We start from the raw sequence: 23291 nt of genomic DNA on the forward strand, positions 1-23291 counted from the left end.
TCATTCCTCAATATGGATGAAGTCCTTAATATTTTTTAATGCTTTTTTCCAATCACTCGGTTTAATTCCAAAATTTTTCTCAGCCTTAGAACAATCTAGTTTTGAATTTAGAGGCCTTTTAGCTAAGCATTGATATTTGGAGCTAGTGACTGGAATTAATTTAGGCTTAACTGTTATGATTTTATTTGAAAATGCTTCTTCAAAAATATATTCAGCGAACTCATGCCAATTTGTATATGGTGAACCTGAATAATTATAAATTCCCCAATCAATTTTTCTATTCTGAACAATTAATTCCAATATTCTTTCAATTAGAACGGCAAGATCTTTACAATAAGTTGGAGCCCCAAACTGATCATTAACAATTTCTAAAGTCTTTCTTTCTCTTGCAATTCTCATCATGGTTTTTACAAAATTATTACCATATTCGTCAAATAGCCATGATGTACGAATAATTAGGTGTTTTTTACAGTTGATTTGAGCCTGCTCTTCTCCTGCTAATTTACTTTTACCGTAAATAGAGCTCGGTTTTGTAATACTGCTTTCACTATGTATACCCTTCTTGTTCCCATCATATACATAGTCGGTCGATAGTTGAATTAATGCAGCATCAATATTTTCAGCAGCAATTGCAAGATTTTTAACACCAGATTCGTTGATTTCGTAGACGATTTTTTTTTCAACTTCAGCCTTATCCACAGCAGTATAAGCTGCACAATTGATTATAATCTGAGGTTTGAATGTACTAACTAAATTTTCTACAGCCTTCTTATCTATAATATTTAAATTATCACGATCGACAGCTAATAACTCAAACTTACTATTTAGTTTTTTAACAAGACAATGGCCTAGCTGGCCATTGCTTCCTGTTATTAATACCCTCATATAATATCCTTATATGGACGATATAATTAATTTATCAACGTCATTAAATACTGACCATAATCATTCTTCATCATTGGCTGCGCTAATTTTTTAAGTTGCTCATCACTTAACCAACCATTACGCCATGCAATCTCTTCGAGACACGCAACTTTTAAACCTTGAACATTCTCGATTGTTTGTACGAATGATGACGCTTCATGAAGGCTTTCATGTGTACCAGTATCAAGCCAAGCAAAGCCACGTCCAAGTAACTCTACATTCAGAGAGCCGTCTTCCAAGTACATTTGGTTAATACTGGTAATTTCCAATTCACCACGAGCTGACGGTTCAACACGTTTAGCAAAATCAACAACTCGGTTATCATAAAAATACAAACCAGTTACAGCATAATTCGATTTCGGATATTGCGGCTTTTCTTCGATAGAAACAGCCTTCATATTTTCATCAAATTCAACAACGCCAAAACGCTCAGGATCTTTTACCTGATAACCAAAGACGGTTGCACCTGATTCTCTGTTAGCAGCACTACGGAGTGTTTTGCTAAATGACTGACCATAAAAAATGTTATCACCCAATACTAGACAACAATCATCTTCACCAATGAAGTCTTCACCAATCAAAAAAGCCTGAGCCAATCCATCCGGACTTTCCTGGATTGCATACTCAAGATTAATACCAAAATCGGAACCATCACCAAGTAGACGTGTGAAGCTTTCGTTATCTTCTGGCGTTGTAATAATCAGAATGTCGCGAATTCCAGCTAACATTAGTGTTGAGATCGGATAATAAACCATTGGTTTATCATAAATCGGTAGTAACTGTTTAGATACGCCACGCGTAATTGGGTAAAGACGAGTGCCTGATCCACCAGCTAAGATAATCCCTTTCATTACTTTTCCTCACTACCAAGACGCTCGCGACTATAAGAGCCATCAAGAACACGACTCCACCACTTCTTATTATTCAAGTACCACTCCACAGTTTTACGAATACCAGACTCGAACGTTTCTGCAGGCTTCCAACCCAATTCACGATCAATCTTACTTGCATCAATAGCATAACGAACATCGTGGCCAGGGCGATCTTTTACATAAGTGATCAAATCTTGGTATTGCTCAACACCAGAAGGCTTATTAGGTACCAATTCTTCAAGTAGTGAACAAATAGTTTTCACTACATCAATATTGGCTTTTTCATTGTGACCACCAATGTTGTAAGTCTCACCAACTACACCTTCAGTTACAACTTTGTACAAAGCAGAAGCATGATCTTCAACAAATAACCAATCGCGAATCTGCATACCATCACCGTAAACTGGCAATGCTTTTCCTTCCAGAGCATTAAGAATCATTAACGGGATCAGCTTTTCAGGGAAATGATATGGACCATAGTTATTCGAACAGTTAGTCACAATTGTTGGTAAACCAAACGTACGTAGCCAAGCTCTAACCAAATGATCACTTGATGCTTTAGAAGCAGAATAAGGACTAGATGGCGCATAAGATGTTTGCTCAGTAAACAGGTCATCGGTACCTTCCAAATCACCATAAACTTCATCTGTTGAAATATGGTGGAATCGAAAGACCCGCTTCTTGTCTTCACTTAGTTGACTCCAGTAGCTACGAGCAACTTCCAACATTGTATAAGTACCAACAATGTTAGTGTGAATGAACTCAGCAGGACCATCAATAGAACGGTCAACATGGCTCTCCGCAGCCAAGTGCATCACAAGATCTGGTTGGTGTTGCTCAAAAACGCGCTCAAGTTCATTACGTTCGCAGATATCGACTTGTTCGAATGCATAACGCGGATTGTCCTGAACAAACTCCAGGGATTCAAGATTTCCGGCATAAGTCAGCTTATCAACATTGATAACGGAGTCTTGTGTATTGTTGATGATATGACGAACAACTGCAGAGCCGATAAAACCAGCACCACCAGTAACCAATATTTTCATTTCAGTCCTTTAAGCACGCTACCGCCCTAGGGTTTACCGCTTCCCTAACGCGTAGATTAGTAAATTTATTCAAAGACAAAGCTAAATCATGTGTCAGCTTTGGTACGAATATTACCAAAACTACGATTCTCATGCTATATGGAAAGGTGTTCATCAATAATCATCCACCTCATCCAGGAACTCATCCAGATACTCTTCGTCGGCCGGTTCTTCCTCAATGGATTTGCCCCCGGTAGCACGGAAGTTCTTGTTTTGAATGTAAGCATCACGAGTAAATACGTATGGGTCAGGAGAGTCTTTCAGCAGTGGTTCCTGAGATACCAGTGCAGCGCGATCTTCCATACCTTCAAAAGCCCATTTACCCAGGCTTTGCCAAAAAGTCAGCAGGTTAAGCGGGAAGTACAAACCATCGACTGTATCACCAACACCTTCACGCAGTGTTACCGGGCCATACATTGGAACCATAAAGTACGGGCCGTTGCCGACGCCGTGATAACCCATAGAATCACCAAATGCACGATCACCAGGTTTACGGATGTCAGCTGCTGTTGCGATATCAATCAAACCGAACAAACCAAAAGTACTGTTAATCCAGAAACGGTTAAAATGGGTTACGGCCTGCTCGCCATCAAGCATGATAAGGCTGTTAATGATGCTGGCTGGTTCATCTAGATTGGAAAGGAAATTGCGGATACCGCTTCGTACAGGGGACGGTACATAATCTACGTATGCCAGTGAAACCGGACGGGCAATATAGGGGTCAAGATAATCGTAGTTTACGGTCCACATTGCGCGGTTAAAGCCCTCAAATGGGTCATAAACACCCTCCGCGTTATAATCATCTTCCGTATTCTGATAGTCGGTATTAGTCTCAACTGTTGTTTGATTCAGGTTTTCATCATTCGGCGTCTCGGCACAGCCAGTCAGCCCTAAAATTAACAGCAGAGAAAAAATGGTTATTCTTTTCAACGGGTTATTCCATACATAGAAAAAGCAGACCGGACAATGATATCCGGCCTGCTTTGTTTGTACCAGCCTTGAGATTAGTATTGGGCGTTGATCACAATTTTCGTTGAACCGCCTAACGTAACGACGTCGCTTTGACCATACCAATCGCCTTTCTTAGTCATAACGTTACCGTCAGTATCAATACGAGCCTTAACGACCATCTCCGGCAAGGATGACATTAGACGTTCCGGGATCATGCTGTCATTGTCCGTCATCGTCAGGCTGATTGGAAACTGTGACAGCGGAATACGTCTTGCAGCAACAGGCATAGGCGCACCGTCCGCAGAATGTACAGACACTATCACCAACCCTTCTGAAGGCAACTTCACTGTCGGGTCCAGTGCCACTTCAACAGAAACTGTGGTTGCGATATTGGACTCTTGAGCTACCTGAGAGCGAGCGCGTTCAATACTACGCTCCAACATTTCAGCGCGAGGATCGTCTTCGCCAACCATCTGCTTCATCATGGTCCAGTAAGACACGGCCTTTGAGTATTCACCATTTTCAAAAGCATCAAACGCCAGCAGTGACATTGCGCGAAGATTGGTGTGATCCTGACGGATAACACTACGCAGAAGCTGACGAGCAAAATCGATTTGTTGCGGATTACCCATCATCATCAGCGACTGAGCATAGCTCAATTGTACTTCCGGATTCTCCGGGTCTAGCGCATAAGCGCGTCGCATTGCACCGTCAGCCGTGCTTGCATCACGATTAGCCATACCGATACGGCCCAGCAACAACCAACCTGTCGCATCATCCGGTGTCTCATGAAGACGGGTACGAAGCGCCAAAGTCAGATCGGTCATCTCTGCATCACTAAGCGGCTCAGCCCCCTGCTCGTCCATCAAACGCTGGGTCAGCTCAGGCAGCTGCGCGACGGTCTGATGCCATGACTCAACTTTACCGATATTACCAACGCTGAAGTACATGCCGTAACAAACCGCCACCAGCAGAACCACACCCGGCAACAACATCAGTGGGCTGACCTCGGATTTATGCTCCTCACTGTTAGCCGGTACGTCATCAAGCAAAGATTGCTGAAGCTCAGTAACCAACTCATCACGATTATTCACCAAACCTTCACTGGACTCATTTTCCAGCTCAGTGATGCGATCTTTAAAGAACGCCTTATTCAGCTCATCACGACTGGCAATATCATCTTGTGGTTTACCAAAGATTGGCACCACAAAAATAGCCGCTGCAATTAAAATCAGAACAACGGTTACAATCCAAAACAACGTCATTATTTCACCTTCCCGTCATTCGGTTTTTGTTGTTCCATTTCTTCCATCAGCGCTTTCAGACGTTGCTCTTCACCTGCGTCAAGCTTTGGCTCTGACTGCTTTTCCCCACTCTTACGCGAACGGGCAACTAACACAGTAAAGCCCACCAGAATAAACAGCACCGGGGCAATCCACAGAATCATGGTCGATAGCATCAGTGGCGGATCATAGGTTACAAAGTTACCGTAACGGGCAATCATGTAATCAATAACATCATCCTTGCTCTTACCTTCGCTCAGCATGTCATACGCTTTCTGACGCATGTCCTTAGCAAGTTCGGCATTAGAATCTGCAATGTTATTGTTCTGACATTTCGGGCAGCGCAAAGTCGCAGTCAGTTCATGGAAAACCTGCTCCTGCTCTGCTGTTTCAAATTCATAAACATCAATTGCGGCTGTCGCAGGCAATGCTGCAGCTAAAGCCAGCCCGATGCCCAGAAGCATGGCTGTGATTCGTTTGATCATCCCTTCGCTTCCTCCTGCAGAGCCTTGTACATAGGCTCCAGTGTATCAGCCCAATTACGTGGATTTACATCACCGACATGGCGGTAACGAATAATGCCTTTAGCATCAATCAGGAAAGTCTCCGGTGCGCCATAAACGCCCAGGTCCATACCTAGCATGCCATTACCATCAAACAGGCTGTGAATATATGGATTACCCAACTTATTTAACCAGTTGACCGCTTTCAGACGCTCATCTTTGTAGTTAAGGCCAATGATTTTTACGCCCTTTCCTGCCAACTCATTTAGGTATTGGTGTTCGGCATAACAAGTCGGACACCAAGTTGCCCAGACATTCAGCAGCAATGGTTCGCCTTTGAAAATGTCCTGTTCATACAATTTGCCGGCTTCAACCAAATCTTCCAGCTTGAATTCAGGAACAGGCTTACCGACCAGTACGGATTCCAATTTAGTTGGGTCATCACCACCCGCATTACGGGTCAGCTGAACCATAAAAATCAGTACCAGGGTAAGAAACAGTCCCAGTGGTACAAACAATAATTTCTTATTCATCAGTTAGCCTCAACCTGTTTGGCCACTTTTACATTTGCCTGCGCTTTTTTACGGAAACGGTAGCGCTTATCACTAATCGCAAAGGCTCCACCCAGCGCCATCAAAACAGCGCCGAACCAAATCCAGTTCACAAATGGCTTGTAGTAAATACGGACAGCCCATGCGCCGTCACCCAGTTTCTCACCCATGGCAACATAAAGGTCGCGGGTAACACCGCTGTCGATCGCCGCTTCAGTCATCATCGAACCGGCTACACTGTAAAAGCGCTTCTCAGCGTGAAGCATTGTGACAAACTTACCGTTACTGGTAATGTGGAAGTCTGCTATATAACCGTCGTAGTTCGGACCGTCAGCATCACGCAGGCCTACAAAGTTAAAGTCATAACCTTCAACCTGTACTGTCTCACCCGGAGCCAGACGCACATCGCGCTCCAGATCGTAGTTAGACACCAGGGTAATACCGATCAGCGACACGGCAAGACCGATGTGGCCCAGCACCATCGCCCAGTGACTGCGACCAAGCTTGCGAAGACCTGTCATCAGGCTGTGACGGTGCGTCGCACGCCCGTACAGCTCAAAGCCGTGCATGATAACAATCCACACCGCCATCAGCAGGCCAAGAATTGCCAGCGGCTCTATAGTGTCAGCAAACAGGACAATAGACAGCACCGACACAGGAATGGTAACCGCAGCAGAGACAATCAGCTGCTTACGAATATTTGAAACTTTGTCACGCTTCCAGCGAACCAGCGGACCGATACCCAGAATGAAAGCAAACGGGATCATCAGCCAAGTGAACAGGGTGTTGAAGAAAGGTACACCGATAGACACTGAACCAAGACCAATCTGCTTGTGGATCAACGGCAGCAAGGTACCAATAAGGACAACGACCAGTCCAGCGATCAACAGCAGGTTGTTTGCAAGCAGCAGGTTCTCACGCGAGAACAAACTGTAGTTGCCGCGTGCGCGGATCTGACTGCCACGCAGCGCATACAGCAGCAGCGAGCCACCGATGACGACAACCAGGAAGCCAAGAATGAACATACCACGAGCCGGATCAGACGCAAACGCGTGAACCGATACCAGCACACCGGAACGGACCAGGAAGGTACCTAGCAGGCTCAGAGAGAACGCAGAGATCGCCAGCAGTACAGTCCATGCTTTGAAGGTGCCGCGTTTTTCCGTCACTGCCAGTGAGTGCATCAGTGCAGTACCGGCAAGCCATGGCATGAAGGATGCGTTTTCTACCGGATCCCAGAACCACCAGCCACCCCAGCCAAGCTCGTAGTAAGCCCACCATGAGCCCAGCGCGATACCCAGAGTCAGGAATGACCATGCAGCAATAGTCCATGGACGAGACCAGCGCGCCCATGCGGTATCAAGGCGTCCGGTCATCAGTGATGCAATTGCAAAGGCAAAAGCCACCGAGAAACCTACATACCCCATATACAGCATTGGCGGGTGAATGATCAGCCCCGGATCCTGAAGAAGCGGGTTCAGGTCGCGACCATCGACAGGGAAGAAAGGCAGAGTGCGAAGGAACGGGTTAGATGTCATGATGATAAATAGCAGGAAGCCAACTGAAATCATCCCCATAACTGCCAGTACGCGAGACACCGACTCCAGCGGCATACCACGGCTGAACATAGCAACCGCAGCTGCCCACGTCGCCTGGATCAACACCCATAGCAACAAAGAGCCTTCGTGTGCGCCCCATACTGCAGTAATACGGTAATACCACGGCAGCATACTGTTAGAGTTGCTGGCTACATACGCAACAGTAAAATCATTGCTATAGAAAGCCCAGCACAATACGGCAAACGAGAGCGACAACATACCAAATACACCGTATGTTAGCGGTCGTGCCATTCTCATCATTGCCTGGTTACCGACTGTGGCACCATACAATGGATAGATACTTGCGAGGATCGACAGACCCAACGCAACAATCAGGCTGAAATGCCCTAATTCTGCAATCATTGAACACTACCCTGCAGCTGAGCCTCAGAATACTGAAGCGGTTCATGGGTTTTCTTCATAGCTTCTGCCACCTCAGGTGGCATATATTCTTCATCGTGCTTCGCCAGCACTTCATGGGCTTCAATCGTGGTTGCATTAACCAATACGCCCTGTGCCACAATACCCTGACCTTCACGGAACAAGTCAGGCAGGATACCGTCATACTTGATCGTTACAGCCGGACCTACATCCGCAACATCAAACTGTACCTCCAGTGACTGAGGATCACGCTGTACCGAACCTTTCACAACCATACCGCCGATGCGCAAACGCTGGCCGACTTCCGGTTTGGTGCCGTCAGGCTTACCCTGCACCAGTTCTGTCGGGGTATAGAACAGGTCCATATTCTGGTTTAACGCATACAGAATCAAACCGACGGTTGCGCCGAGGCCCACCACCAGCGCCAGCAACAGCGTCAGGCGTTTTTTACGTCTCGGGTTCATAGTGTGTTCTCCAGTTTTTTCGCTTCTTTAATACGATGCTCACGAGCGATTTTATTTTTGATTTCCGCCGCTAAACGGCGTTTTTTATTAAGGCTAGAAACTAAAATCCAAAGCAGGGCCGCAAAGGAGATGCCGTAAGCGCTCCAAACGTATGACGCGTAGCCACCCATAGCCAGAAATTCACTAAATGATTCAAAATGCATGATGGCCTCACTTCATTAATTCACGTACCCAAGGGCGATGGCTTTCACGGGCAATAATCTCGTTACGAAGACGAACCAAGGTTACTGCACCAAAGAAACAGGCAAAACCGACGATGTTAAGAAGCAACGGCCACAACATGGTGCTGTCCATCGACGGTTTATCAAATTTAGTGATGGTTGCTCCCTGGTGCAGGGTATTCCACCACTCCACAGAAAAATGAATGATCGGCAGGTTAATCACACCGACAATCGCCAGAATACCGGCAGCCTTAGCGGCTGTTTTCTGGTCATCAAATGCACTGTATAGGGCAATTACACCAAGGTATAGGAAAAGAAGGATAAGTTCAGAGGTCAAACGGGCATCCCATACCCACCATGCGCCCCACATAGGTTTACCCCAAATCGCACCTGTCAGCAGGGCAATCACGGTAAATACCGCACCAATCGGTGCCATAGCCGCAGCCGCCATATCAGAAAGACGGATCTGCCATACCAAGCCGATCAAAGCGGCAATCGCCATCGACATATAGGCCCCCATCGACCAGATAGCCGCAGGAACATGGAGGTAAATAATTCGGAAACTGTCACCTTGCTGGTAATCAGTTGGCGCAAACATCAGGCCCCAGACAGTGCCGGTAATGATTCCCAGCAATGCCAGGACAGAGAACCAGGGCAGCAGGGTACCGCACAGACGGTAACAGTTTTCAGCCTTTGCGTAGGGATGTAACCACTTCCACATAAATAATTTTCTCTACTCAATAGAAATATAGTTATAAAAATATTAGTTCACACTTATGCGCAGCGATGCAGCCACTGCAAACGGAGCCAGTGTTACTGAACCTGCCAGCATCGCGCCCATCAGCGCTAATTGACCGTTAAAAGGCATACCCAGACTCGCTGCATCAATCGCGGAAGTCGCGAATATAAGCACAGGAATATAAAGTGGTAATATGAGCAAACTCAATAAAACCCCACCTTTTCTTAAACCGACGGTCAGAGCTACCCCAATAGCCCCCAGAAAGCTCAATGTCGGTGTGCCTATTAGTAGGGTCAGCACTACCGCTTTCCAGGTTTCCCAATCCAGTGACAACAAAATAGCCAGCAACGGACTGATTAATAATAAAGGCACACCAGTAAGCACCCAATGCGCGACCATCTTAGCAAAAGCCAGCACCGGCAAAGGTGTCGGCATCAGCAGCATCTGTTCCAACGAGCCATCAACGAAGTCATCACGAAACAGACGCTCAAGCGATAGCAAAGCCGCCAGCAAAGCCGCAACCCAAACAATGCCCGGAGCAATACGCGCCAGCAAGTTTGGCTCTGGCCCCACCCCTAATGGAAACAGGGTGATAACAATAATAAAAAACCACAACGGGTTGAACACTTCGGCCTGACGACGGAACGCTATCAGCAGTTCTCTTCGTATGACCTGAAAAATAGCGCCAAACATCTAAAATTACAGCCCCAACTTAATCTTACGTAAATGGTTACTGTCGGTGAACATATCCTGGTGCGTGGTCAGGATTACAATCCCGCCACGTTCAACATGGGAAAGGAACAACCGTTCCAGCACCTTCACACCTTGTTTGTCTATTGCAGTCAGAGGCTCATCCAAAATCCACAGCTTATGGTTGCTGATCCATAAACGCGCCAAAGCAACACGGCGCTGCTGCCCGGCAGACAACTGTCCAGCAGGCACATCTTCGCGACCAGCAAGCCCCACAAGGGCCAGAGCCTGCCACAGGCAATCCTCACCGCTGACCTGCGGCAAACCAGTCAAATCACTTTCCTGTGAATCCCTGTGCATTGCCTGAAAAAAGGCCAGGTTTTCAAAAGCAGTTAACTCACGCTTGACCCCGGTCTGGTGGCCAAGAAACAGTAAATCCTGATGATAATCTTCCCGTGCCGATTCAATGTCTTCTTTTTTCCAGCACACAGTCCCGCTGTCTGCCCGCCCGAGACCTGCAATGATCCGAAGCAGCGTCGTTTTCCCTGCGCCGTTATGCCCTTCGATCTGAACCAGGTCTCCGGAGGAAACCTGAAATGACAGATTATCGAACAGCACCCGCTCATCGCGGACACAGCTTAATTCTTCTACAGACAACATATAAAATGATGTATCCTAGGTGACACAATTAAGATCGCATATTACCACACAGGTTTATAATTTTGTTAGACAACCGGTTGTATAGTTCGATCACTTAGGTAAGTAAATGTGACCTCCATGCGTATCGATCACCAGCAAGCTACTGCTTTAATTAAGAATGGACAAACTAGCCCTAAAATAGTGCCAGTAAATGAGACAAATCATAAGTTTGCTCAAACAGTAAGTACCAATACGCAGGCAGCAGTACAAAATTCCCAGCTAACTCAGCTACTAACACAACTGAATGTGCTGCAACGGTTTTTTACAACTTTCATAGCCCATTCATTTCCTTCTTCACCGTCACAGACACCAGCACAATCCACTATCACAAATTTATTGTCTCAGCTTTTGGTGCCGGAAAATCAATCAGCTATTGTCCAGTGGCTACAACAGGGTGCCGGAAAGAAAACCCTGGCTTTGCTATTAAAACAGGCCAGCCAACCAGACAGTCCGCTTAAGCAATGGCTTCAACAGTTCCCTGCAGATAAGCAGGAAGAGTTCACTGCTTTACTCAAACTGGCGGCAGAACAGCGAATGGCACCGACAGTTAAAGAAAATGAAGCAACAGTCATTCATCTGCACTTACTTCAGGCCAACGGCCGGGAAGTGAAGCTATCAATAGAAAAAGACAATCAATCCGGCAGCAAACGTAAGAATGATCAAAAGCCACGCTGGCAAGTACAGATAAACTTACCGGTCGGCGCCAGTGACGCTGTTCAGGCTGTCGCGATCTGGGATCAGCAGAAGCTGAACCTGGCTTTCGAATCAGACAACAACCTGTTACTCGAACGCACTGAACTGCTGGCTCCGCTCCTGTCAGAGCGACTGGCAATGCTTGGGATCCAAACCGAACCGGCCACTTTTAAGCTGGCTCAGCCATTATGCCTTGATAATAGTACTGACATCGATGGCTTTTCGATTCTGGTATAAGGACATGACGATATGAAAGATAAACGCGCGATTGCCCTGCACTATGACGGTTACCAGACTCCGACAGTCACTGCCAAAGGATATAACCACCTTGCCGAGCATATTATTGAACAAGTGAAAAAGCAGGGAGGCTTAATCCATGAAGACGAGGCATTGAGCGAATACCTTAATCAGCTAGAAATCGGCGATGAAATCCCAGAAAGCCTCTACCGAATTATTGCAGAGCTGATTGCGTTTTCATGGGTCCTGAACGGAAAAACCCCTCCCGGATGGGAAGGGCTTTCAGGTATTGACGAGCTGGTCTAATGCAAATAGCAACGACGGCTAAAATGAAAACATCATTATCGGCGTCTGGGCTGTGCCATCTTCTGCTGCAAGCGCAACAAGAGTTCAGCTTCAGCTTTTGGTAGATCACATTCTTCCATTAACTCATTGACATCGGCACCCAGCTCAACCATTTTGCTGGCACGGGTATACAGCTTACCCTCAGGATCCAACATAGAGATTTCACCCTGTCGATCCTCCAGTAGCTCAAGCTGATTCGCCATATCCGCCAGCTTCTGGCTCATACCCATCGTACCGGCACGCAGTTCATTAAACTGTTTGATCAAACTTTCATGCTGGTGCCGTGCATTTTTCAGAACCAGCTCAGTTGCAGCAAACTTTGACTCCAGTGCCTGACGGGCTTTTTTTTCACGGCTGACGAGCAGCCATGAAACCACAACAGCGAGTATTGCGATGACAATTGGCAACCATTGCAAAAGCAGGTCTAGCATTACAAGTACGCCATATCTTCCCATTCTTCGTCAGAAAGCAGCTTATTCAAGTCAACCAGAATTAGCAGCTCGCCATCACGGTTGCTCACGCCCTGGATAAACTTGGCACTTTCTTCAGTACCCACGCTTGGAGTGGTGTCGATTTCAGAGCTGCGCAGGTAAACTACTTCCGCAACACTGTCTACCAGAATACCAACTACCTGCTTTTCAGCTTCGATAATAACAATACGGGTATTGTCTGTGATTTCACCTGGCATCAGGCCAAAGCGAGAACGGGTATCGATAACCGTTACCACATTACCACGCAGGTTGATGATACCCAGAACATAATCTGGCGCACCCGGAACTGGCGCGATTTCAGAATAACGCAGTACTTCACGTACCTGCATTACGTTAATACCGTAGGTTTCATCTTCCAGCTGGAATGTCACCCACTGCAGTACTTGATCGTTACCGTCTTCTTTTTGAATTTCGGCTACACTAACCTGAGACATGATGTTTCCTCTTCGGCTCTTATATTACACTTTTAACATCTAAGCCGGCTCTCAGCATAGATATTAGCTCGTTAACATGAATTAGAGCACACATTTTATCTTTAACCATTCCGGCAAGCCAAGGGCGTTTCCCCGCCTTCTCCCGCCAGCGAACACTTTGCTCCGTCAGGGTTTCGGTACCGTGGAGCTTGTCACAAGCCAGTCCCCACTTACTTTCCCCCAACATCACGATATAACGATAATTTTCCTGATGTTCATCGGAACTCAGTTTTTCCGGCATCACCCAACGGGCAGTATCTACCACATCCAGCTGATGCTCACGGTTGGTCATCAGGCCCAGGTACCAAGGTGGACGACCTAACAGGTGGTTCACCTCTCCCAGCTGATGGATCCCGCCAAGTTCTGTCAATGGTACGGCGAATGTCACCTCATTGACTTCAAAGAACAAGGCCTGGAATTCCGAACCCGCTTCTTGTTTTTCCTGCCACAGCTCCGGCGGTTCATCACCTCCTGCCTGGGTTTCCGGTTCAACAAGCACTTCCGGCTCTGCATGTTCAATTTCATGATTGACATCATAAACAGGCTCGGCTTGCTCGGGTTCAACCAAGACAGGTTCGGCTTCTGGCTCCGACTCTGCCCTGGTAATTTGTTCCTGCGGAATTACCGCGGGTTCCGCGTCCGCTTCTTCCGGCAACGCTTCCGAAATATCTGTCATTACAGACGATTCCAGCGTCGCCGCTGGTTCCTGTTCAGACTCAGGTTCAGCTTTTGGTTCGGGCTGCATCCGATTCAGCTGACTGAGCAGACGTTGCACCCCTTCCATATCAGACTCAGGTTGTTCGGCAAATGGTACTGCCGACACAATTTCTACTTTTTCCTGAACCTGCGGTACCCAACCAGGTATCTTGCCAATTGGTGTCGACAAATTCAGTTCGACATCAATATCACCGTCATAGCCTGCATCAGAATCTTCTGTTGATTCCGATAAACGTTCAAAATCAAAAGGCGCAGACATTGTCTCCTGATCGTCTTGTGCAGGAGACTCCGGTTCGGCATCTGTTACTGTATTCTGAGGAGGCGCTAACGCACTTTTAGTATCAGAGCTCTCATCTTCAGGTGCCTCACTGTCTGAGCCTTCAGTGCTGTTATCAGCAGCCTGCTCTGACTCCTGACTTTCAGCTTTATCGGCATCAGCTACAGAATCTTCAGCTAAATCTGCTGCTGTTTTTGGCTCATCAGCTTCCTGTGGCTCAACCTCTTCCGGTTCAGGCTCAACCAGCAAATCTAAGAAATAATCATCCAGTACTTGTTCACTGGTAAGACGCTGTTTATCGCTCATCTTGGTCAAGGCGCTCCAGATAATTTAACAGGGTCTTATAGGCAAAAACGCCACGACAACTGCGAGCAAACAGTGATGGCGGCATGTGCTTGATACTGGCATCACGGAACTTGGTGTCAATCGGTACTGCCGAGGCCCATACCTGCTCAGGAAACCTGACTTTCAGCTCCTGCAGAGTCTGCAACGATGCCCGGGTACGCTTATCGTACATCGTCGGCACAACAGTAACATTAAATTCTGAGGCTCGGGATTTCTGCATAATCTGCAGGGTGCGCATCATACGCTCCAGCCCCTTCATCGCCAAAAATTCGGTCTGTACCGGGATAAGGATCCGATGGCTTGCCGCCAAGGCATTAACCATCATCACTCCAAGAATCGGCGGGCAGTCGATCAGCACATAGTCATAATCGTCTTCCAGGCTTTTGAGTGCTTTTTTCAGCACCAGCCCCATTCCGCCTCGATTGCCCATAACCCGATCCAATGTCGCCAGCGACATATGGGCCGGAATAATGTCAATGTTCTTGAACTGTGTATTCATGATCAGCGGGCGAACCGTATCTCGGTTAACCTCGTTGAGCTGAAATAAATCAAACAGACTCGACGGTACAGTATCCGCATCAAAATTGAGATAGGTCGTCAACGAGGAGTGAGGGTCGGTGTCTACCAACAATACTCGCTTGTTACGCTCGCTCAACAGCCCAGCCAAGGTTATGGTCGTCGTTGTTTTCCCGACGCCCCCTTTTTGGTTGGCTATACTCCAAACGATCAATGCGAACTCCCTACGCCATTCCTACCTCAACCAGAATGCGTTCCGCAATCCGGTCTAGCGGTAAATCTTCACTGGAAATCCCCGCTTTTGCTACCGCTTGTGGCATACCATATACCACGCAACTATCTTCATCCTGTGCCCAAATGGTAGACCCGCTGCTCTTCAGCATGCGTGCACCTTCTCGGCCATCAGCACCCATACCGGTCAAAACCATAGACAGAACTTTGTCGTGGTAAATTTTTGCAGCAGAGCCAAATGTAACATCAACACACGGCTTGTAGTTCATACGGTCACCGCCATCAACAATGCGGAGCCTCGCCGCACCAGGACGGCCTTCCAGCATCATCTGCAAACCGCCCGGAGCCAAATAAGCCATTCCCGGTTTCAGGCTATCACCATCCTCAGCTTCTTTGACCCCGATTTTGCAGAGGTTGTTCAAACGTGCAGCAAAAGCAGCCGTAAAAGTCGCAGGCATGTGCTGGATCAATACAATCGGATAAGGAAAGTTTGCCGGAAGTTTGGTCAGAATTTTCTGCAGAGCCACAGGGCCACCGGTTGAAGTACCAATCGCCATTAGCTGGTATTTCTTACCTGAAGCTTTGAAGCGAGCTGGAGCCGCTTTTGCTGTTGCCGGACGAGCCGCAGTACGAGTAGGTGCCGTGGTACGGCCTGCGACCGGTTTACTCACTTCACGTGTTGCGGCAGCGGTGGCAGCCGGACGCGTAGCACGGCGCATGAAGACTCGTTTACGAGCCAATTCACCGACACGTTTTTGCAGCAGGCCTACCGCTTCATCGCGGTTACGGGCGATATCTTCAAATTTCTTAGGCAGAAAATCCAGCGCACCGGCATCCAGCGCATCCAGTGTTGCTTTCGCCCCTTCATGAGTCAGGGATGAGAACATCAGGATTGGCGTTGGCGCACTTTTCATGATTTCACGCACGGCAGTAATACCATCCATAACAGGCATTTCGATATCCATGGTGATCACATCCGGCTGAAGCTTCTTAGTCAGCTCGACGGCTTCCTTACCGTTAACGGCGTTACCAATTACCTCAAGGCGAGGATCGGAGTTAATAATTTCACTGACCCGGCGGCGGAAAAAGCTTGAATCATCCACCACCAATACTTTCACTGCCATATTATTCTTATCCCGTATATATGAGTTTCCCAGCCTATAACAAACTGAACAATTATCTGGCGACAATCTCTCAAGGTATACCTCAAGCCAAATAATGGTTAAGTTCGCTACTAATTAGGGGCGTTTGCACGCCCCCAAGGATAATTAGCGTGTTGCGTAGTGTTTCAGAAGGTTTGGTACATCCAGAATCAGAGCAATGTGGCCATCACTGGTGATGGTTGCACCCGCCATACCCGGCGTACCCTGCAACAGTTCATCCAATGGCTTAATCACAACCTCTTCCTGACCAATCAGAGCATCAACAACAAAGCCGATGCGCTGGTGACCAATCTGAACAATAACAACGTGGCCATGTTCACGTTCGCGTTCAGGCAGACCAACAGCTGTCAGCCAGTCCTGCAGATAGAACAGCGGAATAGCTTTATCACGAACGATAATCGTCAGCTGGCCATCAACTACATTGGTCTTACGCAGATCAAGATGGAAAATTTCGTTTACGCTGGCCAAAGGCAGAGCAAACGGCTGCTCAGCAACACCAACCATCAGGGTTGGCAAAATAGCCAGAGTCAGCGGTACCTTGATATCGATACGAGTACCTTTACCCAGCGCCGAATCAATGCTGATTGAACCGTTAAGCTGGCTGATACCTGTCTTCACCACGTCCATACCTACACCACGACCAGAAATATCTGAGATCTCTTTCTTGGTCGAGAAACCCGGTGCGAAGATCAAGTTGTAACATTCAGTATCTGTCAAACGGGATGCTGCATCTGCATCCATGACACCGCGCTCAACTGCAATGCCGCGCAGCTTATCCGGATCCATACCGCCCCCATCATCTTCGATGGTTAGCAAGATATGATCACCTTCCTGAGATGCCGACAGCAGTACGGTACCAACACGTGGTTTACCTGCTTTCTCACGAACGTCAGGCATTTCGATACCATGGTCAACCGAGTTACGCACCAAGTGGACCAGTGGATCCGCAAGTGCCTCAACCAGGTTTTTATCCAGGTCCGTATCTTCACCACGCATTTCCAGCACGATGTCTTTCTTCAGGCTACGAGCCAGGTCACGAACAACGCGAGGGAAACGGCCAAATACTTTCTTGATTGGCTGCATGCGGGTCTTCATCACCGCGCCTTGCAAGTCAGCTGTAACCACATCAAGGTTAGCAACCGCTTTGGACATATCTTCATCGTTGGTGTTCAGACCAAGGCTAACCAGACGGTTACGAACCAAAACCAACTCTCCCACCATATTCATGATGGTATCCAATGTTGAAGTATCAACACGAACGGTTGCTTCTGCCGTTGGTTTTACTTTGTCCTTCGCAGCTGCTGCAGCTTTTGGTGCAGGTGCAGGCTTATTCGCCGCCGGAGCTGGTGCCGTTTTCGGGACAGGAGCTGCCGCTGGTTTAGCAACTGGCGCAGCTGGCTTAGACTCAGGCTTAGTTTCGGCGATCATATCGGCAACAGGCTTAGTTGCAAATTCCAGCTCTTCTACTGAAGGGCCTTTGCCTGAACCGTGCAATTCATCAAGCAGTTTCTCGAACTCATCATCTGTCATCAGATCATCGTCGCCATTACTGGCACCGGTGTCATCAGGTACAGTTGACGCAGAAACCACAGGGGCAGGCGCTGAAACCGCAGGGGCAACAGGAGCATCACCATTGCCCGGAGCTTTACCTGCACCATGTAGTTCATCAAGCAAACGCTCGAATTCATCATCTGTAATATCGCCGCTTTCAGACTTGATCTGATCAATAACTTCCGCAGCATTATTTTGCGGAGCGGCCTGAGGGGCGGCGGCTGGTATGGTATCAACAGAAGGGCCATTACCAACACCATGAAGCTCATCAAGTAGACGATCAAACTCATCTTGAGTCATGTCATCAACGGAATCACCAGCAATGACAGTTTCAGAAGACGGAGCAGCTGCAACTGGCTCTGGCACTTCAGGTTGTTGAACAACAGGTTCTTCAACAACAGGCTCAACGACCGGTTCTGCTTCAGAAGCTTCCGGCTGTGCTAGTTCTTCAGCTGTTGGCGGCTGACTGAAGCGATGAAGCGCATCAAGCAGGCTCTGCTCAGCAGGCTCAGTCGGTTCACGTTCCTGGACCTTACTGAACATCTCATTAATGGTATCCAGTGCTTCCAGGATCACATCCATCAGCTCTGGTGTGACGCTTCGCTTGCCGGTTCTCAGCAAGTCAAAAATGTTCTCTGCCCCGTGACATGCGTCAACAAGGTGAGTCAAAGAAAGGAAACCAGCGCCACCTTTCACCGTATGGAAGCCACGGAAAATCGCATTGAGGAGCTCTGAATCATCAGGGCTACGCTCAAGCTCTACCAGCTGCTCAGACAGCAACTCAAGAATTTCTCCTGCTTCAATTAAAAAATCCTGCAGGATGTCTTCGTCTAAATCAAAGCTCATATATTTCCCCTAAAATCCTAGACTAGACAGCAAGTCGTCAACATCGTCCTGAGAAGACATGACATCAGCACGCTCTTCACCGTTGACGATTGGTCCTTCCGGACTAAGCACGCACTTATCGGCTGCTGCTCTGTCTTCTTGTTCCAAGCCAAAGGCTTTAAGGATTTCAACTAACTGATCTTCCACTTCATGTACAAGTTCGATAACACGACGGATAATCTGTCCGGTCAGATCCTGAAAGTCCTGAGCCATTAAGATTTCGGTCAACTGGCAACGAAGTACATTGCTGTCTTTTTCTGCCTCAACCAATAGACGGTCAATTTCATGACATAGCGTCTTAAATTCATTAAGCCCAATCTGCCCGGTCATCAGTCGCTTCCACTGCGGCTGGATTTGCAACAGTGTGTCATTCATTCTGTCTGCGATAGGCTGGATACTATCCACTGCGTCCATAGTCTTATTGGCAGCGGATTCCGTTTTATCGATAACAAAAGACAAACGGTCACGGGCATCTGGAATTTCGTTTTTCGCTATTTCATTGATACGGGGATCAAGACGAAAATTTGCCAGCGAGTCATGCAACTGGCGGGTTAACTTACCTACCTCTGCATAAACAGGATCGCGGCTGTCAGACACCAAGGTCTGAACAAGCATATTGGCTTCATCCTGCTTCCCGCTTTCAAGCAAGCTTACAAGCTGTTTAGCCTGATCGAGTGAAATCATTATAGTTATTACCCTTTTCGCGCCTGACGGTCGAAATTACTGCATACGTTCGAAGATCTTGTCTAATTTCTCTTTCAGCGTTGCAGCAGTAAATGGCTTAACGATATAACCGTTAACACCCGCCTGCGCAGCTTCAATAATCTGCTCACGTTTTGCTTCAGCGGTAATCATCAGAACCGGCAGGTGCTTCAACTCGTCATCAGCACGAATGTGCTTCAGCAAATCAATGCCCTGCATACCTGGCATGTTCCAGTCGGTTACAACAAAATCAAAACCGCCTTTTTTCAGCATAGGTAGCGCAGTCAATCCATCATCCGCCTCCTGGGTGTTGTTAAAGCCCAGGTCACGTAGCAAGTTTTTAACGATACGGCGCATTGTTGAGAAATCATCAACAATGAGGATTTTCATGTTTTTGTTCAAAGTTGCCTCCACTGAGGTCACAGTGTTTTTATCTAATCTAATGTGTATTTATGCAGTCCAAGCGTTGAGCTTAGAGCGCAAACGTTGCATTGCCTGACTATGAATCTGGCATACCCGGGATTCACTTACTCCGATAACAGCACCGATCTCTTTGAGATTGAGCTCTTCATCGTAGTAAAGAGACAGAACCAACGCCTCTCTTTCAGGCAGAGTTTTAATGGCTTCAGCCAATGAATGGCGGAAATTATCATCCACTACACCCTGAAATGGAAGATTTTCGTCAAGAGATTGCTCACTTGCTACCGCATCTTCCGATACACCCAGATCATCCATACCTATTAAGCGACCACAATTAACATCATTTAAGGCCTGGTGGTACTGTTCGAGTGTCATTTCGAGATGTTCGGCAATTTCCTGATCATTTGGGTCTCGCCCCAACTCATTTTCTAAAAGAGAAATCGCTTCGGTGATCCGACGGCTATTCTTATAAACCGAACGAGGAACCCAATCCCCTCGACGGATATCGTCCAGCATCGCACCTCGGATCCGGATCCCGGCAAAGGTTTCAAAACTGGCTCCTTTACTGGGATCATAATTTTTCTGTGCTTCCAGGAGGCCAATCATACCAGCCTGGATCAAATCTTCTAACAGGACATTAGGCGGAAGTCTTCCCATCAGGTGATGGGCTATGCGCTTTACCAATGACGAATAACGCTCAATAAAGGCATGCGGACTTTCCTGGTAACGCCCGTATGTCAGTGCTTTATTCACCAATAGAAACCTCTTCTGGTGGTGCTCGCTTGACTAATAACTTCTCAACGAAGAATTCAAGATGACCACCAGCACTTGTCGGTACCGGCCAGGTCAGAGCCTTAGTCGCAAGGGACGTGAAGGCCAATGCTGCCGGACTACGCGGGAAGGCATCAACCACAATTTTCTGACGCCTTACTGACTGGCGAACCCTGTCATCCAACGGCACACAGGCCACTAGCTCCAGATTTGCATGCAAGAAGCGTTCAGTCACTCGGGTCAGTTTGGCAAACAGTTCACGCCCTTCTCTGTAGCTTCGAACCATGTTGGCCACAATCTTGAATCGCTGAACATCGTATTCACGGCTCAGCACCTTAATCAGCGCATAGGCATCAGTAATTGAAGTCGGCTCGTCACAAACCACCACCAGCACATCCTGAGCTGCACGGGAGAAACTGAGTACCATATCAGAAATACCCGCAGCTGTATCGACCAACAGCACATCAATATCGTCTTCAAGGCTGCTGAAGGCGCGAATCAACCCCATATGCTGGCTTGGTGACAGCTCCGCCATCCCCTGGGTACCCGATGATGCCGGAATAATCTTCACACCATACGGGCCTTCTACAATGATATCCTGCAGATCACAGACACCGGCCAGTACATGGGACAAGTTTCGCCCGGCACGCAACCCCAACATAACATCGACATTGGCAAGACCGAGGTCGGCATCAAGCACCATCACACGCTTACCTTGCTTAGCCATGGATATCGCCATGTTCAGGGTTACGTTGGTTTTACCCACCCCGCCTTTACCGCCAGTGACAGTAATGACCTTAGTTGATGATAATTTTGTCATACGGCGTAAACCGCTCGCTTGATCGTACATTGGGTTCTCAATCATAAAAGTCTGCCGCCTGATGTTCTGAACTATCGCTACTCCAGAAATGAGATTGCTGGCTTAATTCTTGTTCTAGTAATTCATTCGCACGTGCAACGAGGTAGTCACCAGTTGCTACTTTAATGTCTTCAGGCACTCGCTGCCCATCGGCCAGATAGGCAATAGGCAGAGCACTCTGAATTGAGACACAAATCACTTCTCCCAAACTCAGCGATTCATCGAGTTTGGTCAGAACACATCCTGACAGCGGGATGCGACGGAAGTGTTCGATGGTCTCGTGAAGAACACGGCGCTGTGACGTTGCAGGCAGTACCAGGTAACTGCGAATTTGCGAACCACTATTTTGCATCAGGGTGTCAAGTTGCTCCGACAGACGAATATCGCGCTGTCCCATACCGGCTGTGTCGAGCAAAACCAGACGTCTGTGTCTTAACTGATGAAGTATATCGGCAAGTTCTTCAGCATCTTTAGCTACTCTTACCGGACACCCCATAATTCGACCGTATGTCGAAAGCTGCTCGTGAGCACCGATACGGTAAGTATCCGTTGTAACCAGAGCGATTTCATCCGGCCCGAATTCCATTGCAGCACGGGCTGCCAGCTTAGCAATCGTGGTGGTTTTGCCCACCCCTGTCGGACCCAGCAAAGCAACCACACCACCTATTTCAAGGATACAGTCATTGGTTGTCATAACTTGATCAGACAGCAAATCCAGCAAGGCCGGCCAAGCTTCATGGGCTGGTACATCTTCTGGAATATAGCATGCCAATTGATCAGATAACTCTGGCGACAGTCCCATTTTTTCCAGGCGTTTGATCATCATCGCCCGCATCGGTTCACGACGCTCCACCTCTTGCCACATCAGACCGGAAAGCTGATGCTCCAGCAAGCGGCGGATTGATGCCATTTCATTGCGCATCATATCCATTTCATCGTTGGAGTGGCTGCTGGCTTTCGGATCATAACGGGACGGATCCAAACGGTTGCCGCCACGGGTATTTCCTTGACCGTTTCCGCGAGAGAAGTCAGAACGCATTTCTTGGCTCTTAGTCTGTGGCCGACGATAGTCACCGATATCCAAATCATGACGAGGCTGACGCATACCAGAGCGAGATGGCTCATTATTCCCGCCACCTACCGGGCGACGTTCCTTGCGCAACGCACTGCCACTGCCATAACCTCGACCAGGCTGGGAGTGATCATTGGGCGCACTACGACGATCTGGACCGTCATAGCCGCGGGAGGCAGAATCTTGCCCCTGCTGTTTGGCCTGACGTTGGAGTAATGCCGACAGAGAATCAATTTCCGTCTCACCGGTATCATCCTGCTGACGACCACCACCAGTATAATTTTGCAGCACATTAGCAAAGCGGCTTGAAGCTGACTGCTTGAGCTGAACCTGATCATCAGCAAGCTTACGCTTAGCCTGACCCAGTCTTGCCGCAAGCGCGTCACGGGTCGGCTGAGAGCCTTTTGCCGGCTGTTCGCTAGCACCGCCATCGGAATCGACCGCAGCAACGATTTCGACACCGCCGGTCACTTTTTTATTCGACATGATAACCGCATCAGCACCGAGTTCTTCTTTGACTTCATTCAGTGCGGTTCGCATGTCCTTGGCAAAAAATCGCTTAATTTTCAATCTTGTCTTCCC

The 23291-nt window shown here is 47.8% G+C and carries 26 protein-coding genes; 2 read left to right on the plus strand and 24 right to left on the minus strand.

Going from position 1 to position 23291, the window contains the following annotated elements; translation table 11 throughout:
- The 13 genes from rfbD to ccmA form a co-directional block, all read right to left on the minus strand.
- Positions 1–885, minus strand: coding sequence for a dTDP-4-dehydrorhamnose reductase (gene rfbD, locus C942_RS13200; RefSeq protein ID WP_007466454.1), 885 nt, complete (start codon positions 883–885; stop codon positions 1–3).
- A 26-nt stretch (positions 886–911) separates the two neighbouring features.
- The gene (gene rfbA, locus C942_RS13205) at positions 912–1775 is read right to left on the minus strand and encodes a glucose-1-phosphate thymidylyltransferase RfbA (protein WP_036800131.1); all 864 of its coding nucleotides are present in this window, start codon (positions 1773–1775) and stop codon (positions 912–914) included.
- A complete protein-coding gene (rfbB, locus tag C942_RS13210; RefSeq protein ID WP_007466455.1) occupies positions 1775–2842 on the minus strand; it encodes a dTDP-glucose 4,6-dehydratase in 1068 nt (355 codons plus the stop codon). The genes rfbA and rfbB overlap by 1 nt, the downstream gene beginning before the upstream one ends.
- Positions 2843–2995: 153 nt before the next feature.
- A complete protein-coding gene (locus C942_RS13215) occupies positions 2996–3811 on the minus strand; it encodes an MlaA family lipoprotein (RefSeq protein WP_007466456.1) in 816 nt (271 codons plus the stop codon).
- A 74-nt stretch (positions 3812–3885) separates the two neighbouring features.
- A complete protein-coding gene (gene ccmI / locus C942_RS13220) occupies positions 3886–5097 on the minus strand; it encodes a c-type cytochrome biogenesis protein CcmI (protein WP_007466457.1) in 1212 nt (403 codons plus the stop codon).
- Entirely contained in the window at positions 5097–5600 is a 504-nt protein-coding gene (locus tag C942_RS13225) for a cytochrome c-type biogenesis protein (RefSeq protein WP_007466458.1), read from the minus strand. The genes ccmI and C942_RS13225 overlap by 1 nt, the downstream gene beginning before the upstream one ends.
- Positions 5597–6151 carry a DsbE family thiol:disulfide interchange protein gene (locus tag C942_RS13230; RefSeq protein ID WP_007466459.1) on the minus strand — a complete coding sequence of 185 codons (555 nt, stop codon included), beginning with the start codon at positions 6149–6151 and terminating at the stop codon, positions 5597–5599. The genes C942_RS13225 and C942_RS13230 overlap by 4 nt, the downstream gene beginning before the upstream one ends.
- Positions 6151–8130 carry a heme lyase CcmF/NrfE family subunit gene (locus C942_RS13235; RefSeq protein WP_007466460.1) on the minus strand — a complete coding sequence of 660 codons (1980 nt, stop codon included), beginning with the start codon at positions 8128–8130 and terminating at the stop codon, positions 6151–6153. The genes C942_RS13230 and C942_RS13235 overlap by 1 nt, the downstream gene beginning before the upstream one ends.
- Positions 8127–8612: a cytochrome c maturation protein CcmE gene (gene ccmE, locus C942_RS13240; RefSeq protein ID WP_007466461.1), complete on the minus strand. Its 486-nt coding sequence runs from the start codon at positions 8610–8612 to the stop codon at positions 8127–8129. The genes C942_RS13235 and ccmE overlap by 4 nt, the downstream gene beginning before the upstream one ends.
- Positions 8609–8815 (minus strand): heme exporter protein CcmD, encoded by a 207-nt coding sequence (gene ccmD, locus C942_RS13245; protein WP_007466462.1) that lies wholly within the window; start codon positions 8813–8815, stop codon positions 8609–8611. The genes ccmE and ccmD overlap by 4 nt, the downstream gene beginning before the upstream one ends.
- 7 nt (positions 8816–8822) lie before the next feature.
- Complete coding sequence (locus C942_RS13250; RefSeq protein ID WP_007466463.1) at positions 8823–9554, minus strand: heme ABC transporter permease; 732 nt, start codon at positions 9552–9554, stop codon at positions 8823–8825.
- A gap of 42 nt (positions 9555–9596) precedes the next feature.
- Entirely contained in the window at positions 9597–10265 is a 669-nt protein-coding gene (ccmB, locus tag C942_RS13255) for a heme exporter protein CcmB (protein WP_007466464.1), read from the minus strand.
- 6 nt (positions 10266–10271) lie between these two features.
- Entirely contained in the window at positions 10272–10922 is a 651-nt protein-coding gene (gene ccmA, locus C942_RS13260) for a cytochrome c biogenesis heme-transporting ATPase CcmA (protein ID WP_007466465.1), read from the minus strand.
- 117 nt (positions 10923–11039) lie between these two features.
- Between ccmA and C942_RS13265 the strand changes: the two genes are divergently transcribed.
- Complete coding sequence (locus C942_RS13265) at positions 11040–11891, plus strand: hypothetical protein (RefSeq protein WP_036800136.1); 852 nt, start codon at positions 11040–11042, stop codon at positions 11889–11891.
- A gap of 12 nt (positions 11892–11903) precedes the next feature.
- Positions 11904–12197 (plus strand): EscU/YscU/HrcU family type III secretion system export apparatus switch protein, encoded by a 294-nt coding sequence (locus C942_RS13270; RefSeq protein ID WP_007466467.1) that lies wholly within the window; start codon positions 11904–11906, stop codon positions 12195–12197.
- 35 nt (positions 12198–12232) lie between these two features.
- Here the strand turns inward: C942_RS13270 and C942_RS13275 are convergent, their stop codons facing one another.
- The 11 genes from C942_RS13275 to flhF all read right to left on the minus strand — a co-directional run bounded on the left by C942_RS13275 (position 12233) and on the right by flhF (position 23279).
- Positions 12233–12667, minus strand: coding sequence for a DUF2802 domain-containing protein (locus tag C942_RS13275; protein WP_007466468.1), 435 nt, complete (start codon positions 12665–12667; stop codon positions 12233–12235).
- Positions 12667–13161 (minus strand): chemotaxis protein CheW, encoded by a 495-nt coding sequence (locus C942_RS13280; protein WP_007466469.1) that lies wholly within the window; start codon positions 13159–13161, stop codon positions 12667–12669. The genes C942_RS13275 and C942_RS13280 overlap by 1 nt, the downstream gene beginning before the upstream one ends.
- Positions 13162–13180: 19 nt before the next feature.
- Entirely contained in the window at positions 13181–14500 is a 1320-nt protein-coding gene (locus C942_RS13285) for a chemotaxis protein CheW (RefSeq protein ID WP_007466470.1), read from the minus strand.
- On the minus strand, positions 14490–15269 hold the full coding sequence (locus C942_RS13290; protein WP_007466471.1) for a ParA family protein: 780 nt from the start codon (positions 15267–15269) through the stop codon (positions 14490–14492). Before C942_RS13290 ends, C942_RS13285 begins: the two co-directional genes overlap by 11 nt.
- 10 nt (positions 15270–15279) lie before the next feature.
- On the minus strand, positions 15280–16410 hold the full coding sequence (locus C942_RS13295; protein ID WP_007466472.1) for a protein-glutamate methylesterase/protein-glutamine glutaminase: 1131 nt from the start codon (positions 16408–16410) through the stop codon (positions 15280–15282).
- A gap of 144 nt (positions 16411–16554) precedes the next feature.
- Positions 16555–18846 carry a chemotaxis protein CheA gene (locus C942_RS13300; RefSeq protein WP_007466473.1) on the minus strand — a complete coding sequence of 764 codons (2292 nt, stop codon included), beginning with the start codon at positions 18844–18846 and terminating at the stop codon, positions 16555–16557.
- Between the two features lie 9 nt (positions 18847–18855).
- A complete protein-coding gene (locus C942_RS13305) occupies positions 18856–19569 on the minus strand; it encodes a protein phosphatase CheZ (RefSeq protein ID WP_007466474.1) in 714 nt (237 codons plus the stop codon).
- 36 nt (positions 19570–19605) lie between these two features.
- Complete coding sequence (cheY, locus tag C942_RS13310; protein WP_036800231.1) at positions 19606–19977, minus strand: chemotaxis response regulator CheY; 372 nt, start codon at positions 19975–19977, stop codon at positions 19606–19608.
- A gap of 60 nt (positions 19978–20037) precedes the next feature.
- Positions 20038–20760 (minus strand): RNA polymerase sigma factor FliA, encoded by a 723-nt coding sequence (locus C942_RS13315; protein WP_007466476.1) that lies wholly within the window; start codon positions 20758–20760, stop codon positions 20038–20040.
- Entirely contained in the window at positions 20753–21643 is an 891-nt protein-coding gene (locus tag C942_RS13320) for a MinD/ParA family protein (protein WP_007466477.1), read from the minus strand. Before C942_RS13320 ends, C942_RS13315 begins: the two co-directional genes overlap by 8 nt.
- Positions 21636–23279 carry a flagellar biosynthesis protein FlhF gene (gene flhF, locus C942_RS13325; protein ID WP_007466478.1) on the minus strand — a complete coding sequence of 548 codons (1644 nt, stop codon included), beginning with the start codon at positions 23277–23279 and terminating at the stop codon, positions 21636–21638. Before flhF ends, C942_RS13320 begins: the two co-directional genes overlap by 8 nt.
- Positions 23280–23291 lie beyond the last annotated feature (12 nt).

This window comes from Photobacterium marinum (assembly GCF_000331515.1).
GTDB classification, from domain to species: domain Bacteria; phylum Pseudomonadota; class Gammaproteobacteria; order Enterobacterales; family Vibrionaceae; genus Photobacterium; species Photobacterium marinum.